This is a genomic window from Terriglobus albidus, assembly GCF_025685425.1.
Lineage (GTDB): Bacteria > Acidobacteriota > Terriglobia > Terriglobales > Acidobacteriaceae > Terriglobus > Terriglobus albidus.
On record NZ_JAGTAS010000058.1, the window covers coordinates 744,986 to 760,773 of the forward strand.

Here is a 15,788-nt window from a genome sequence, read left to right on the forward strand (position 1 = left end):
CTCTGTTATGGAAGAACCGCTGCTACGCCGCTCTTAACATCCAGAGTCCATGGCTTGGGTTCAGGCAGTCTCATATTTCCTGAGCCAATCTCAAGCGGCATCCAGATATAGCGGCTGTCAGTAAGCGCAGACGGCTTCCAGCGGTCTCCGATATAGATCACGGTTGTATCTTTCTTCCCGGTAACTTTGACCAGCATGCTCGACTGCGAGTTATAGGTATTCACTTCCGGCGGAGCGACATCCTTGAACTCACTCCATGGTCCCGCCAGTGACTTGGACGTGGCATAGACGTTGGGATTTGGCTTCCAGCCGGTGAGATGCGAACCAAGAACGTAGTACAGCCCCTTGTAATGCACAATCGCCCCGCCTTCGAGCGGAGCCCGGATGAAGCTGACCTGCTTTTCGACCGAGAGATAATCACTTGAGAGTTTGGCGATAAAAAAACCGTGCGTCGGACGTGATTCGAAGATCAGATAGGCAGCGCCGTCATCATCGATAAACTGACCGATGTCGCGGCTCTCCTGATCGAGAGGACGGAAGCTCTTCACATACTTATAGTCACCATCTATGGTGTCACTCACCGCGACGGCGACACGCGCAAGCTTGTAGCCAAATGCATCCAGGTGGGCATACATAACAAACTTCTTTGTTTGGTCGTTGTAGAAGACCTTCGGCCGCTCCAGAATCCAGTTGTTCAGATTCTCAGGGTTACTCAGCTTCAGCACCTGGTTGCGAAACTTCCAATGCACCAGATCTGTGGAGGAATAGCAGGAGACATAACGCTTGTCGGGATCATTCGATGGAGTGCGGTCTTCTCCAAACCAGAAATAGGTATCTTTCACCTTCAGGATTCCACCACCGTGCGCTTCGATAGGCCGCCCACGGTCGTCGAGCCACACCTCTCCGGGCCGAATCACCTTCTCCTGTGCACTGGCTTGCTGCAGCATGACACCCGCACAAATACTGGAAACCAACGTGAACAGCCACCTGGACCTCTTCATCTCCTCAAATTCCTTTCCGCAAACCATGAATGTATAGGAACTGCCGATCGCGATCAGCCGAGCAGCCGTAGCCATTCTGATGGCGGCAGGATTCATGCGTCAAAAGAGCGCGTCCCTCTCCGAACGGGCCGTCCTAACCTTTACCGGCTTGGCGGTCCCGGACAACTGAACCCGGCATGGCAGCCTGTTCCCTGAACGTCGCTGAGTCTCTTTTCCTGAAATCGGGGTGTCAACGTTTGGAACAGTTCAGTCCCGCAGAAATGACCCGATCATGAAGTCCCTCAATGACTTGCATGCTTTCACAAAGAACGTTACGAGCACGTTACGAGGCGTGATATGCTTGGGTTCCTTACGAGTAGACAATGACCTCCTCTTTAGCGCAATCGTCAGCGCACATGTCGCCGCCTTCCCGGGAGCAGGTAGATGCGGCTCTGGATGAGCTGGCGAGAATTCTGACCAGTGACAGTTTTTCGAGCAGTAAACGGTGCAGAGATTTCCTAGAGTTTGTCGTCAAACGTGCCCTCGCAGGAGATGCCGAGAACCTGACCGAGCGCTTCCTGGGTGTAGAGCTCTTTGGCAGGGCAGTCGACTATGAGACCGCAACCGATTCCATCGTCCGGGTAAGGGCGAATGATGTCCGCCGACGGCTAGCTCAGTACTACTCCAGCCAGCGATCTGTCACGCCGGTACGGATCGACCTGATGGCCGGCGGATACATTCCGGAGTTTCACTGGAAGCTTCAGGAGGCGCCGAGCCAGCCTGCGACTCAGGAACTACCCAGCCCCGTTGATCATCCTCCGGTCTCCACCGTCCAGGAAGATCAATCGCCTCTTGCACCAAAAGAGTTGGCCGGTCAGCACACGAAGGCACCAGGACGCGCGAGACTCTTCTGGTGGAGCGGCGCCGCTGCCTTTATCGCCGTAGCCGTATGGACGGCGCTTGCACTTCGCCCTCATACGACGAATTTCGATCGCTTCTGGCAGCCTATCCTTGACGCCCCGGCGTCACCGGTTGTCAGCCTCCCGACGAGCGATACAATTCAGCTCCAATCCAACGCTATGCAGCAGTTCTCCCGATTGAAACCGGGCGAATCATTAAGTCTAGGACTGGCAGACGTTCAGGCCTTTCATAACTGGCACATCTCACTGCCGGTCCTTCAGGCAACACTGTCGGTTACGCTCGCGTTAGAACGGAAAGGTAAAACACCCTTGGTTCGCCAGGGTACCGATCTGAAGATGGATGAGCTTCGCGGACACCCGATCATCGCGATTGGGTCATTCTCGAATCCCTGGACCCAACAGAATGTTGCCGGGCTGCGCTTTACCTTCGACCGAGGTGACTCTGATAGCGGGCCGCCGCGCATCCGCGACGCATTCAATCCGCAAAGGTTGTGGTCTCTGCTCCGCACCTATCCGGAGCCGCAGGCAAAAGACTATGCCATCGTGACCCGAACCTTCGACCCGGTAACACATGAACCGTTCCTGTCCCTTGCCGGCTTACATAGCTTCGGCAATCAGATCGCAGGAGAATTCGTCTCGCAGGAATCATCATGGAACGAAGTGGCCGCGCGAGCGCCCGCCGGCTGGGAGAAGAAGAATCTGCAAGTAGTGCTGGAGACCAATCTGGTGGGAACAACGACCAGTTCTCCGAAGATCGTGGACGTTTATTTCTGGTAGGGCGATGGACAGTATCTCTTTCTTTAGAACAATGAAAAGCCCCTCATCGCGAGGGGCTTTTTCTCAACCATTGCTCGGCTTCGTCGGGGGCTCGCCACCGTCTGAACCATCATCGGCGCTCAGCGCGGTTTCAGTTACGTTAAGCGCCGCCTCGGTCGGCTCCTGCGTATACTCCGTCTCTTTCGTTTCCTTCAACTCTTCCGGCATGCACTTTCTCCTTGGGATAGAGCCATAAGATAGCAATCCCCGAGCCGATTATGACAGCAAAGTTCGTCCATTGCTGCAATTGATATAAGAAACTTTTCTCGATCTCCTGCGGGATATCACTGACGATAGAGGGCAGATACTTGATCAGCGCATATCCGCCATTCATGTAAGCCAGCAGCTTCTTCAACCGGGACGGACGTTGAATCTCTTCGTTCAGTAGATATACGCAAAGCACGATCTCACTCGCCTGGGTAAAATGCTGCTTCCACCAGAACAACTCTTCGTAGCTGGTTTGCGACACCCGGGGAGAGTAGTAGGCCCAGATAAACACCAGCGCCAGCAGCGCGAACAGGGCCTGCATTCCGGAGTAAAAACGCAGCTCCTTATATACCTTAGTAACAAGGCAAACGGCACACAGCGCAATCAGGCTGGCGGTCGTACAGAACCACAATGGATTCATATCTGAAGTGTCAAGCCACTGCGCTGTAAATGGCAAGCGGATTGCGAAAAATTGGCGAAGACGTCATCATCGCAATCAAGCAACTGCTGACGCCATCCAGCAGGCCTGATCGGGCCCCGCATCCTATGCGTGTACAGTTCACCGCATCCATGCGGCAGAAATCGATGTGGCATTCATTTTGCTAACGTCATTCGTTCCTGTTGCGTCTACCGATTACATCGCAAATACGCCGTGCCCGTGTCGCTCGTGCGATATCGTTTTCATCTTGCTTGTAAGCCTGCATCGCATCATTCTTTCTCCCACAATAAATTGATTTTTCCTGGAAGTTTTGTCGCTTCCGCACAAATACCCGTGGGGGTGTTTCGCTGTGCCGCTGAACCGAACTTGGACTCTTCCCTTTCTGGCCATGATCTTGCTGTGGCTATTGCCCATATCAGGATGGGCGGAACCTTCGGCTCGGTCTCTCTACAGACAGGGACAGGCTGCAGAGGCGCGTCAGCAGTATGAAGAGGCTTTCCTTGCATATCGCTCGGCCATGCAGAAGTCGCCCGCCGATCTGCGTTACCGCACTGCCTGCGAGCGCGTTCGCTTGTTATCGTCAGCCTTGCATTTGAAGCGGGGCAATGAATACAGGCAGGCGGGTGATACCACCGATGCCCTGGCGGAGTACCTTCGCGCCTCCTCCGTTGATCCGTCCAATGCCGCCGTTCAGCAGGCAATCGCCGGACTTGCCGGTATCATCCCTTCTCAACCCGAAAAGAGCGACCTGCCGCAATCTCCTGAGACCAACCGCAAGGTTGCAGCTATGGCAAAACCGGTTGAGTTGAAAGCGCTCTCAGACGATGCCATCACGCTGCATATGATCGAAGACACCAGGGTGATTTATCAGGCCATCGGCAAAACCGCGGGAGTCAACGTGCTGTTCGACCCTGACCTCATCACCAAACGGGTCGCCGTTGACATTACAAAGATCCCGCTCGCGGATGCACTGCAGGTTATCGGCACGCTCACTGGAACGTTCTGGAGGGCGATTACCCCGAATACCATCTTTGTGGCGGCCGATACCCGGGCGAAGCGAACGAGCCTGGAGACGCAGGCGCTGCAGACCTTCTATCTCGCGAATACCGCGCAACAGAGCGACGCCAACGAACTCATCACCGCCCTGCGGAATGTGATGGACCAGAGTGTTCGAACCTTCCTTGTTCCCAGCCAGAACGCCATCGTCATGCGGGGCACGCCTGACCAGCTTCTCCTGGCCCAGAAGGTGATCGACGATCTGGACCGGGCACATGCCGAGGTTGTTATCGATGTTGCCGTAATGACCGTCAGCAAAGACAAGGTGCGCAACCTTGGCCTGCAGTTCCCACAGAGCATCTCGGGCACATTGCAAAGCACCAGCAGCGACTCCAACGCCAAATTCAACCTGAATGACATGGCGCACCTGAATGCGAAGAACATTCAGCTTACGGTCGGTTCGGCCGCGGCTCAGGTGCTGTTAACCGACAGCGAGACCCGTATTCTGCAGAACCCAAGACTGCGCGCCACAGACGGCCAGAAGTCCACGCTCAAGATCGGTTCCAGGATTCCCGTTGCGACCGGTTCTTACAGCACTCCTACGGCAGCCAGCTCCGCTGCCGTGCAGACACAATTCACCTACATCGACGTGGGCGTCACCATGGAGATGCAGCCGGTGATTCACTACAACGGTGATGTAACGCTGAAGGTAAAGGTAGAGATCAGCGCGAAGACCGGAGAGACCACCATCAGCGGCGTCACCGAGCCGATCATCAGTCAGCAGGCTGTCGATGAGGTGATCCGGCTGAAAGAGGGAGAGAGCAACCTTATCGGAGGTCTTCTGGAAGACCAGAACAACAAGGATGTCAGCGGAACACCCGGCCTGGGAGAGGTGCCTCTCATCAAATATCTCTTCAGCACCCAGAAACAGACGCTGGAACACGACGAGATCGTCTTTCTCATCACGCCGCACCTCGTCCGCACCGTGCAGGTCGATCCTGCAAGTCTTAGACAAGTGGATATCGGAACGGGCGAGTCGATCCAGCTACGAAAATCGCACACGGAATAATGATGTGGCTCTGCAAACATTACCAGATTAAACAAGCGGGGATCCTCTCGGCTTTCACCGCAAGCTGTCTCCTGGCCTGCTGTGCACAGACACCCGCGCCATCGCACGAGCTGAAACCTTCTGTTGCGCTAAAGCCTTCGGAGAAACGCTGTTCGTTTCATACGCGGACCGATACGTACGCGCTCATTCGTCAGGTGCTCAATGCATATGATCTGGAAGCTTCGATCGACATCACCGTCCCACAGCGGCAGGTATCGCTGCAGATCGACGATGCCTCACTGCAGCAGGCACTCGAAGCCCTCGAGCTTGTCACCGGAACCTTCGCCGTGCCCTGGGAGGAGACACAGGCTCACTTCTATGAAGACACGGTAGAAAACCGCAAACGGTATGAGTATCTGCAGATGGGAACGATCCGCCTGCTTGGCATGTCTGCTGCCGAGATGAATGACATCGCGGGCCTAATGCGATCTATCCTGGAGACCGGCACCTATGCGCTGGAGACGAACGCTAATGGCATTACTATCCGCGCCCCACAGCGGGAATTGCTTCCACTGGATGCGCTTCTTCATGAGTTGCTGAATGGACGCAGCGTGATTCTGCTGAACGTTGAGCTCTATGAGCTCGACAAGAACAAAACCCATAATATCGGTCTGACTCTGCCGGGATCGACCAATCTCTTCCATGTCGCTACGGAGATCAGCCAGATCCTGTCTGCGAATGCCGATGCGGTCAAACAGATTGTTGCCAGCGGCCTCGCGGATGCAACCGACTACGAAAAGATCGTTGCAATTCTCATCGCCTCTGGACTCGTAAAAGACAGTGTCTTCAACAGCCCGTTTGTGGTCTTTGGAGGCGGTCTGACGGCGTTTGGCCTCAATATCGGCGATGTCGCCGCGGATCTGGCGCTCAACTCTTCGGAAGCCCGCTCTCTTAAACAGATGCAGCTTCGCCTCCTGGATCAGGAGCAAGGAACCATCCGCATTGGATCGCGATATCCCATCCTCATTTCAAAGACGTCTAACATCGGCTCCTCCTCTTCAGGATCGACCGTTCCGCAGTTTCAATACCAGGATCTCGGTGTCACCCTTAAGGTCACGCCTCGCATCCACGAATCGGAACAGATCGCCCTGAATCTGGATCTCACCGTCGCGGCTCTTACAGGAACAGGTATCGGAGATCTGCCGATACTCTCGAACCGGCAGTACACCGGCGAAGCTGTGCTGCGTTCCGGGCAGAGTGCCCTGCTGGTTAGCCTGCTTGAAAAGCAGGTATCCGCCGCGTTGACAGGTCTGCCACTCAATGCCGAGCCCCATCGGAATGCCGAGCATGACGCCATGGAGATCATCCTGATGGTGACACCGCACATCGTGCGCATGGCGCACGACAAATCTGCGGGTGCGATCTTTCCTCTCCCAACCCACTGATTCCCCAGCCGGTTCAACGCCTCCGGGAAAAATATCTGGTTTCTCTGGAAGCTTGTACGCCATCCGTCCAATACGTTACGAGGGACAAAGCAAGTGCGCTGGTTTGAACTTCCAGCTAGAGGGACGCCATCAGTCCGTGAAGACGGACCTGATAAAGACCTTGCGCTCCGCCTGAAGCGGAGAGACAAGGACTCGTTTCTTGCGCTGTACGACCGTTACGGCAGAACCGTATACCGCTATCTGATGCATATGACTGGTTCCATCTCGGCGGCGGAAGAACTTACGCAGGAGGTCTTCATCGTGATTCTGGATGCGATGGCGACTCCCGAACCGATGCGTTCCTTCGATCCTGCCAAAGGAACCCTGGAGGGCTACCTGCTCGGTATCGCGCGTAATCTTGCCAGGCAGGAGCATCGCAGGAGCCTGCGGCTGCTGTCTCTGGACGAGATGCAGGGAAGGATGGACTGGACCGGCCTGTTCAACAATATCCAAAAGACCTCAGGATCATGGGAGTATCTCGCAGCACTGACAACACAAACTGAGATCAAGCTGCTCCATCGCTTTATTCTTGAGCTGCCGGAACACTACCGCACCGTTGTTGTTCTCTGCGCGCTGCAGGAGAAAAGCTACCGCGATGTCGCGGCCATGTTGCAGTGCTCGGAAGGCACCGTAGCTTCCCGGCTGAACCGCGCCAAGGTTCTGCTCACGGCAAAGCTTACCGCCGGCGATCGAAGCAGGAAGCATCATCGCAAACTCGTGGAAGGGGGTCTCCATGCCAAAGCATCCGTTGCAAAAGGCTGACAAACATCTCTCTCATACCGACGAGTTGCTGCGCCTGTTGCGAGAGGCCTCACCGCAAGAGCCCTCTCCATATATCCGGGAACAACTGGAGGCGATGGCATCCCTGCAATTCAGCACCACGCCGTTTCTTCGCTGGCGGCAAGCCCTCCAGCATCACTGGCTTTGGGCGCTTCCTGTTGCCTCGCTTGCGGTTGTGGTGGTCGTCGTCATGTTCTTACCGCTCCGTCCTCAAGTTGCAGCTTTGGATGTGCAGGTAACGCCGCCGGAAGCACCGCCGTCGCTCGGATCACCCCTGGATTCCTCCACACCTTTGGTCCCTGAAGTCCCTGCTCCGGTATCCGGCACAAGGAAGAGCACGCGGACGCCAGGTGCGGTCCCCAAAACAAAGCAGGTGGACAGGCTTACTGTCCCTCTGCCTTACTCCAACCCGGATATCTCGACAGGCACCTCCACCGTCGTCCGCGTAGCCATGCCGCAAATGCAGTTGGCTGCCTTGGGCCTGCCCTTGCCCGCTGTAACCGCAGACTCCAGGATCATCGCTGATGTCACCCTCGGCGACGATGGACTGCCGAAATCAATCAGCTTGCCGCTCCCACTTCAGGTTGTAAAGGAGAACTGACATGAAACGCACCTCCATCCTCCGTTCTGCCATCGCACTCCCTTTCGCCCTGTCTGTCTGTGCGTTCGCACAGATGCAGGTCTCCCGCTCGGTCCATTGCACGGATGATTCCAGCGGACCATGCACGGTGACAACAACGGGCGTGCCCGCCGAGGTCGGCATCGTCTCTGTCGGTGGACCAATGAGCATACAGGGGCATGCTGAGGTAGTGACCGGCCGCCCCTATACGGCGCAGGCAGTCACCGAGCTCAAGCAGACCCTTAGCAATGGCGCTCACATCACGCAGAAGAGCGAGGCGTCCGTTGGCCGCGACAGCAAGGGGCGCACCTTCCGTGTCCAGACGATGAATTCCATCGGCCCATGGACCTCCACCGGTGAGCCAACTTCAGGAGGAACACAGAATGAGACGGCGCCGACACTGACGACAATCTTTGATCCCGTAAGCAAAACTCATATCGACTACACCGACAATCCAAAGCGCGCTCACGTCATTCCTCTTGGAGACTTCGGCGGCCCGGTCCTTACAGCATCCGTCGCGGGAGGCTCCCCCAACGTCGCCTTCGTTGCCGGAGAACCGGCAGGCGGCGCCGTGGGCTTCGCAACGCAGACCCGGGTGCTTGCCGCGCCTGGAACTCCTGCAAAGGAACCTGAGGCAGAGCAACTTGGAGAGCGTCAGATCGAAGGCTTCAAAGCCGTCGGCAAAAGAACTCGCGTCGTCATCCCGGCCAACTCTATCGGCAACGATTCCCCCATCGAGATTACACACGAGACCTGGTACTCACCGGAGCTCAAGCTGATTCTCGAAAGCACCCAGAACGATCCGCGGTTTGGCGAAACAAAATATGCTCTGGTGAAGATCTCAGCCAAAGAACCCAGCGAAAAACTCTTTCAGGTTCCGGCTGGCTACACCGTCGAAGAGGTCCCTGAGCCGCCGCCGTTGCGATAGGAGTGTCATTTCACAATGTCAGGAGCGATTTGATAGGTTGTTGGCCGGAACCGCTCCTATGACGACTCCACCACCGCAGCCAGCAGTGCAGGACACAGCCACACCGTGCACCTCTTCCGAACATGATTTCGACTTCCTGATCGGAAGCTGGAACGTGCAACACCGCAAGCTGGTACACCGGCTCGCCAAAGATGACACCTGGCAGGTCTTCTCCGGAACCTGCGTGATGCAGCCTCTTCTCTCCGGGTACGCCAACGTCGATGAAAACGTGATGGGCGTGCCCGGAGATCCTTACAAGGCTGTAGCATTACGATCCTTCGATCCTAAACGGAAGACATGGAGCATATGGTGGCTAGACGGCCGTAATCCAGGACATCTGGATGTGCCCGTCGTTGGCAGCTTTCACAACGGTGTCGGAACATTTTTTGCGAACGACACCTTCGAGGGCCGGCCGATCATCATCCGCTTCCGCTGGTTTGATATCTCCGAGAACTCCGCAAAATGGCAACAGGCTTTCTCCGAGGATGGCGGCAAGACTTGGGAGACAAACTGGTTCATGGAGTTTCAGCGGGTTCAACAGTGACGGCGGGTTCAGCAGTGACCTTAAGGAGGCTATTTTTGTTTGTCATTTCAGAGCGTCCGGCGGGAAGATATCGGTAGAGAAGCAGATTTCTCCTCTACGCTCCGAAATGACAAAAAATCGCCAGAGCTCCATAAAGCAATCGTCTGAAAGAAGTTCGTTATTCCTCGATTCCGGAGAATAGAGGAGACTCTATCTCTTCCTGTTCGTCCTGGAAGTTGCTGAGGCCTACTCCAACCAGGCGATAGAGCTGTTGTGGAGGAAGCGCAACGCGCTCGCATAACCGCAGTGCGATGCTCGTCACCTCTTCGCACGACGCTGGAGGCATCTGTGACGTAAAGCTCCGGGTCAGCGTGTTGAACTCTTTGGTCTTCAACTTCAGCACAACGGTCTTTGCTCCTCGCACATTCTCCCGCGATGCAATCCACACCTTCTCTGCCAGCCTACGGATGTGCGATTCGCACTCCGCCAGAGGAACGTCTTCCGGAAAGGTATCTTCGGCGGAGATCTGCTTGCGGACCCGGTTTGGCGTGACCGGGTTGTGATCGATACCGCGAGCCAACTGATACAGGCGCGCGCCCCACCGGCCGAAGTACGCCTCCAGCGTTGCCATCTCCATCGCATGAATATCGCCGACGGTCTTGACGCCAAGCTCCGTCATCCGCGCCTCTGTTACCTTGCCCACGCCGGGAATGCGCCCGATCGGCAGCGGCAACAGAAATGCCTGCACCTCATGCGGCTGAATCACGAAGAGTCCATCAGGCTTCTTCCAATCGGAGGCAATCTTCGCCAGGAATTTATTCGGAGCCACACCGGCAGAGGCCGTCAGGTTCAGTTCTTCGCGAATCTGCTGGCGGATGGTCTTCGCCACCAGCGTCGCTGTCGCCAACTGCGTCTTGTTCATCGTCACATCGAGATAAGCCTCATCCAGCGACAACGGTTCAATCAGGTCGGTGTGACGCTGAAAGATCTCGCGCACCGCTGTCGAGACGGCCTTATAGCGCGGGAAGTCCGGCGGAATGAAGACCGCCTCCGGGCACAGGCGCTCCGCGTGGACAGCAGCCATCGCCGACCGCACACCGAATCGTCGAGCTTCATATGAAGCCGCACAAACCACGGACCGCTTGCCCTTCCATGCCACGACCACCGGCCGTCCACGTAATGAAGGATCGTCCCTCTGCTCCACCGAGGCATAAAAGGCATCCATATCGACGTGCACGATCTTGCGCGTGCCCAAGGCCTCGATCGCGGATGAGTTCTCCGGCATCACCGCTATTGTGACATCTTCGCCTTCCATTCGCTACTGACATTCCGCCCGGAAGATATCGATCGAAAGCTCGACAGATTCCAAGCCAGCCTGAAATCTTGCCAGGATCATTCTCTGTACGTGTCAGCACATCGCCAACCCATCCCGGCCAACCCGCATATGCGTCACACACGTCTTTGCTTAGTAGCTTTGGGTGGGGCAGTGCATGTCCGCAGATCAGACAGTTCAAAAGGCAAACGCTGCCGTTCGTGTATCGACAAATGTTAAACCTCAGGCGACCGCCGATACCTTCGGGCACTTTTCGGCGCAGGCATCTGCATGGGTCGGATCGAAGTGGGCGTTCCTGGCAGCGGTACTGGTGATTGGCGGGTGGGCGGCTACCGGTCCACTGTTCCATTACTCCGACACCTGGCAGCTGGTCATCAATACCGGTACAACCATCGTCACCTTCATCATGGTCTTCCTGATTCAGAACACACAGAATCGTGACGCCAGAGCCATCAACCTCAAGCTCGATGAGCTGATCCACTCCATCGACAAAGCGGAAAACGAGATGATGGATATCGAATCGCTCAGCGATCAGGAACTGGCCGACCTGCATAAGCGCTACGAGACCATTCGCGCGGAATGCATGGCCCGCGCTCAACGGACAAAGTCCTGAAATACGTGCAACGGGCCGCCCATGGAAGGCGGCCCGCTGTATTGAGGTATGGAGAATCTAGAAGGTTAACCGGCCGGAGAACTGGAAGGCGCGGGAGTCCGCGCTGGCAAAGTTCAACGTACCGAAGGTCGAGCTGTTGACGTTGACGCCAATCTGGCTATTCGCAGCATTATTGCCGAAGGTCGTGTGATTGGTGACATTCTGGCAATCGACACCAAAGATAAATTTCACTCGATCGTTGAAGTCAAACGAACGACGAACATTTGAAGTGAGACGGTAGATACTGGGGCCGCGGAGTCCATAAGCGCCAACACGGGTCAGGTTTCCGATCTTCGCGTTTCCAGCATTGCAGAACGGCCCGGTCGACGAGGCGCATGCGACGCTACCGGCGCCCACGCCTGAGTTCGTTGTAGAAATATAGCCGTTCAGGTAGGACTTGGTTCCCAGTGTCGCCGCCGTCACGCCCTTCCCCCAACCGTCACTGGTACGCACGGATCCGGTAAACGCCGGGTTGTAGTCGGGCATACAGGTGCCCTGGCCAATATTCTGTTGCGTATTGCAGGAACCAACGATCGGCAGTGCGATACCAGACGAGTACTGGAAGATATCTCCCGTCTGCCATCCACCAAGGAGTGCCCGAACCAAGAAGTTATTCCCTCCTATCTTGCCTCTACCGAATGGCAATTCATAAACGCCGAAGACACTCAGATTCTGCGGCTGTGAATTGATCGAAAGCGAGCGATCGATCGCGTTCTGTTTCCATGCTTTGCCCGTCGATGTTACTGCCGCGGGAAGATCCCAGCCCGAACGGGCGGTGCCGGCGTCGTCGATATTCTTCGAGTAGGTGTAGTTCACGTTCAACGTCAGACCATGTGCCGCACGGTGGCTTACGCTGAGCTGGAAAGCGTGGTAGTTGGCGTTCGCCACGTTACCCCAGGGATCCGAAGTACCGGAATACTGCGGCATCCAAGTGAGCATGTGGGCAATGGTTGCGTTGGAGTTGACGGCGGCTGCGGCGGTATATCCGGAGTACGGCGCTGCCAGGGCTACACCGCTGCGGGCCTGTGCCAATGCAAGATTCGCTGTCGTGGCAGGCAGATTGAGGCAGGAATTGAAAGCGGTTGTACCAGGCGTTTGGCTGCAATCTGCTGCGCCGACCGAGGCGAGATACGATGCCGGCACCTGGCCCGACTGCAGACCGCGAATATTGCCGGCGCCCGCAAGGAAGTGGCTCTGGCTGCCGACATAGTTCGCAGTAACGGTGATGCTCGAGGTGATCTCCCGCTGCAGGCCAAAGTTCCAGAAGTTGAAGACAGGTGCGCGCCCTCCCAGGTACTTGTCCGGGTAGGAAAGGCCGCTGCCATTACCCGCGGAAGTCCCCGAAGCCCCATTGCAAGGCGTGAAGTTCTGACCCGAGCAAACATAGTAGCCCGTGCCCAGGGTCTGGCTCGTTGCCGTAATGGTTGCGGGTGCGGGAAGGACATATCCTGGTCCGCCCCAGTTTGAGTTAGCGCGGTTGAGATAGAAGGCCGGCCCGGCAGTGCTATCCGCGAGCGAAACCGCTGAGGTGAAACCGAACTGCCCGGTCCCGGTGCCCGCGCCTCCCGCGCCGCCGGTACCGCCTGCGTGGGAGTACAGCAAACCGAAGCCTCCACGCACGACGGTCTTGTCGTTGATCGTCCATGCCAGACCGAAGCGTGGTCCGAAGTTGGTTTTATGTGTATCTACTGGAGTGCTGCAGTTGCAGCTCACGGGCAATCCACCTGCGCGGTTTCCCGCAAACTGTAGCGCTCCCATGTTGCCTGTAACGGGGTTCTGAATATTCGGATTCAGAAACGACCAACGATCCTGCACCTCGCGGTAGGTGGGGAGGTAGTCATACCGCAGACCGATATTGAGTGTAAGATCCTTGCGAATTTTCCAGTCATCCTGTCCATATACCGCCCAGGGATGGAAGCGACCGCCCAGAACGCTGAAGGCCTGCTGCGTGATTGAGGAGCTTCCCACCGCACCGATCATGAAGCTGGAGTAGGAGTATCCCGTGTTCGTTGCATAGCTGGTGCCGGACAGGTTCGCTGTCTCATTCGTGCTCCAGGTCAATGTCATCGGTTGAGAAGCTCCATCCGCGACACTGGAGTTGTTCTCGAGCCACTGATACTGGAAACCGAAGTTGAAGGAGTGTGCGCTGTGCAACCAGGACAGGTTGTCCTTGAGCGTGTAGGTCTCAGAGACATTCGTCGTGGTCGGTGTATTGCCTACCCATGCCGCCGGCGCATTGCTTCCGGAGAAGCTCGTGTTCGGGAAGTTTTCTGAGGCCTGGCCCGCAGGCAGACCGGTTATGCCTGCCGCAGTCGCAGAATAGAGCGGGTTCCCCTGCGTGATATTGCGTACCGGCGGGCCACCGAAGTTCATGAAGCCGTACTTGAACTGATTCACCAGGTTGCCGCTGATCACATAGTTGTCCTCGAGCGAGGCCCAGTGACCCGCCACAGTGGACATCGTGGTAGCCAAATAAGGAACTGGAAGATTCGTTGTGGTTGAGGTGTATGGAACCGCGTGCCGGTTACCGCCCGTAACCACCATGATCAGCGTCTGTTTCGGAGAAACAATGTAATCAATTCTCCCTGAGTACATCCAGTTGTCATATCCCTGAGGGACACCGCCGAGATAGTTGTTGGTAATAGTACCCGTCGAGTCAATCGTGGGAGCCGGTAGATACTTCTGCATGAACTGCGTGATCGGCGAAAGCTGACTCGCCGGAATAATATTCGCCCCACCGGGCGTAACAAGCACCGGATTTCCCGCAGCTCCATTCCCGGTTCCTGGGCCATAACCATACTGATACCGGCAAGGGCCAGTGGTGCTATGCGCGGTGCAGCTCGCCTGGGTCGACGGATCGTAAACGGGATAATTGACTCCGGCGGTATTCCCCTTGCCACCGGTGGTTGCGTTGGCCGTTAGCAGCTCCTGAAAGTTGCCCTGACGCATCAGCATGGTTGGAATGGTGCTCGCGCTGGGATTCACTCCCTGGCTGGAATGAAACTTATCGTAGGTGGCAAAGAAGAACAGCTTGTCATGGCCGTCGATCAAATGCGGAATCTTGATTGGGCCACCTACTGCAAAGCCGGTCTCGACCTGATGCTCCGGCGTCTTCGGTCCGTCCACCTTCGTGGCCACTCCATTGACGACAACCGTCTTCTGATTACCGGGTGCTCCTGGTTTGGTGCTGAAGGTCCAGGCATCGAAGATGGTGTTGCGGAAGTAGCCGAAGATCGATCCGTGATACTTGTTGCCGCCACTCTTGGTGTTGTAGTTCTCAAGACCGGCGCCCTGGTACTCCGCGGAGAATCCGGAGGTCACAACTTTCACCTGGTCGATCGCTTCCAACGGCACGATATTGAAGACCGGCCGGTTGTCGCCCTGCTGCGACAACGTCGTAATCGGCAGACCATCGACATACAGTTCGCCAAGCCGCTGGCCAGTGCCTCCAATAATCGAGGAGCGGCCTCCCGGAGGAACCTGTGCCCCCGGCAGCAGATTTGAGAATTGGGTAATGTCACGCTGCTGCAAACCTGTAATCATGATCGGCAACGCGGTGTAGAGCTTATTGTCGATCGTTCCGCCGAGCGTAGCATTCGTAGTCTCAATCACCGGCGGTGCATCGGTGATCGTCACCGTCTCACTCTGGTTGCCAACCTTGAGCGCAACGTTCAGGCCGACATTGGCCAGCGCATTGACCTGGATATTCTCCTGGCGAAAGCCGCTGAAACCGGTTGCGGTAACCGTCAGCGTGTAGGTGCCCGGCACAAGCGGAGCAACGTTATAGACACCGTCGCCGGTAGTGGTTCGCGTTGAGTCCACACCGGTAGCGATGTTATGGGCCACAACCTTCGCGCCCGGAACGATGGCTCCGGTCGGATCCGTCACCGTTCCGGAGATGGCACCCTCACCACCTTGGGCAAAGGCGGCGCCCAGGGAACCACTGAACAGCACAAACAACGCCAGAAAACGCACAAAAATACGAAGCATCGGACTGAAACCCTCTCTGGGGAGATTGAAAAGA

The 15,788-nt window shown here is 56.4% G+C and carries 12 protein-coding genes; 8 read left to right on the plus strand and 4 right to left on the minus strand.

Going from position 1 to position 15,788, the window contains the following annotated elements; genetic code table 11:
• Window positions 1-5 precede the first annotated feature (5 nt).
• The gene (locus tag OHL21_RS22225) at window positions 6-1,001 is read right to left on the minus strand and encodes a family 43 glycosylhydrolase (RefSeq protein WP_263419497.1); all 996 of its coding nucleotides are present in this window, start codon (window positions 999-1,001) and stop codon (window positions 6-8) included.
• 362 nt (window positions 1,002-1,363) lie between these two features.
• Between OHL21_RS22225 and OHL21_RS22230 the strand changes: the two genes are divergently transcribed.
• Window positions 1,364-2,677, plus strand: coding sequence for a hypothetical protein (locus OHL21_RS22230; RefSeq protein ID WP_263419498.1), 1,314 nt, complete (start codon window positions 1,364-1,366; stop codon window positions 2,675-2,677).
• 139 nt (window positions 2,678-2,816) lie between these two features.
• Here OHL21_RS22230 and OHL21_RS22235 read toward each other — a convergent pair whose 3' ends face one another.
• On the minus strand, window positions 2,817-3,344 hold the full coding sequence (locus OHL21_RS22235) for a hypothetical protein (protein ID WP_263419499.1): 528 nt from the start codon (window positions 3,342-3,344) through the stop codon (window positions 2,817-2,819).
• A gap of 367 nt (window positions 3,345-3,711) precedes the next feature.
• On the opposite strand from OHL21_RS22235, the gene OHL21_RS22240 reads away from it, so the two are divergent.
• From OHL21_RS22240 to OHL21_RS22265, 6 genes are all read left to right on the plus strand, one after another.
• Window positions 3,712-5,427: a type II and III secretion system protein gene (locus OHL21_RS22240; RefSeq protein ID WP_263419500.1), complete on the plus strand. Its 1,716-nt coding sequence runs from the start codon at window positions 3,712-3,714 to the stop codon at window positions 5,425-5,427.
• A gap of 194 nt (window positions 5,428-5,621) precedes the next feature.
• Window positions 5,622-6,851 carry a type II secretion system protein GspD gene (locus tag OHL21_RS22245; protein ID WP_263419501.1) on the plus strand — a complete coding sequence of 410 codons (1,230 nt, stop codon included), beginning with the start codon at window positions 5,622-5,624 and terminating at the stop codon, window positions 6,849-6,851.
• Between the two features lie 93 nt (window positions 6,852-6,944).
• Window positions 6,945-7,652 carry an RNA polymerase sigma factor gene (locus OHL21_RS22250; RefSeq protein WP_263419502.1) on the plus strand — a complete coding sequence of 236 codons (708 nt, stop codon included), beginning with the start codon at window positions 6,945-6,947 and terminating at the stop codon, window positions 7,650-7,652.
• Window positions 7,624-8,271, plus strand: coding sequence for a hypothetical protein (locus tag OHL21_RS22255; RefSeq protein ID WP_263419503.1), 648 nt, complete (start codon window positions 7,624-7,626; stop codon window positions 8,269-8,271). The genes OHL21_RS22250 and OHL21_RS22255 overlap by 29 nt, the downstream gene beginning before the upstream one ends.
• A gap of 1 nt (window position 8,272) precedes the next feature.
• The gene (locus OHL21_RS22260; RefSeq protein WP_263419504.1) at window positions 8,273-9,217 is read left to right on the plus strand and encodes a hypothetical protein; all 945 of its coding nucleotides are present in this window, start codon (window positions 8,273-8,275) and stop codon (window positions 9,215-9,217) included.
• Between the two features lie 58 nt (window positions 9,218-9,275).
• On the plus strand, window positions 9,276-9,800 hold the full coding sequence (locus OHL21_RS22265; RefSeq protein ID WP_263419505.1) for a hypothetical protein: 525 nt from the start codon (window positions 9,276-9,278) through the stop codon (window positions 9,798-9,800).
• Window positions 9,801-9,957: 157 nt separating this feature from the next.
• Here the strand turns inward: OHL21_RS22265 and dinB are convergent, their stop codons facing one another.
• Window positions 9,958-11,094, minus strand: coding sequence for a DNA polymerase IV (gene dinB / locus OHL21_RS22270; protein WP_317890001.1), 1,137 nt, complete (start codon window positions 11,092-11,094; stop codon window positions 9,958-9,960).
• 175 nt (window positions 11,095-11,269) lie between these two features.
• Here dinB and OHL21_RS22275 point away from each other — a divergent pair, with 175 nt between their 5' ends.
• Complete coding sequence (locus OHL21_RS22275; RefSeq protein WP_263419506.1) at window positions 11,270-11,725, plus strand: low affinity iron permease family protein; 456 nt, start codon at window positions 11,270-11,272, stop codon at window positions 11,723-11,725.
• 57 nt (window positions 11,726-11,782) lie between these two features.
• On the opposite strand, the gene OHL21_RS22280 is transcribed toward OHL21_RS22275, so the two are convergent.
• Window positions 11,783-15,754, minus strand: coding sequence for a TonB-dependent receptor (locus OHL21_RS22280; RefSeq protein ID WP_263419507.1), 3,972 nt, complete (start codon window positions 15,752-15,754; stop codon window positions 11,783-11,785).
• Between the last annotated feature and the right edge of the window lie 34 nt (window positions 15,755-15,788).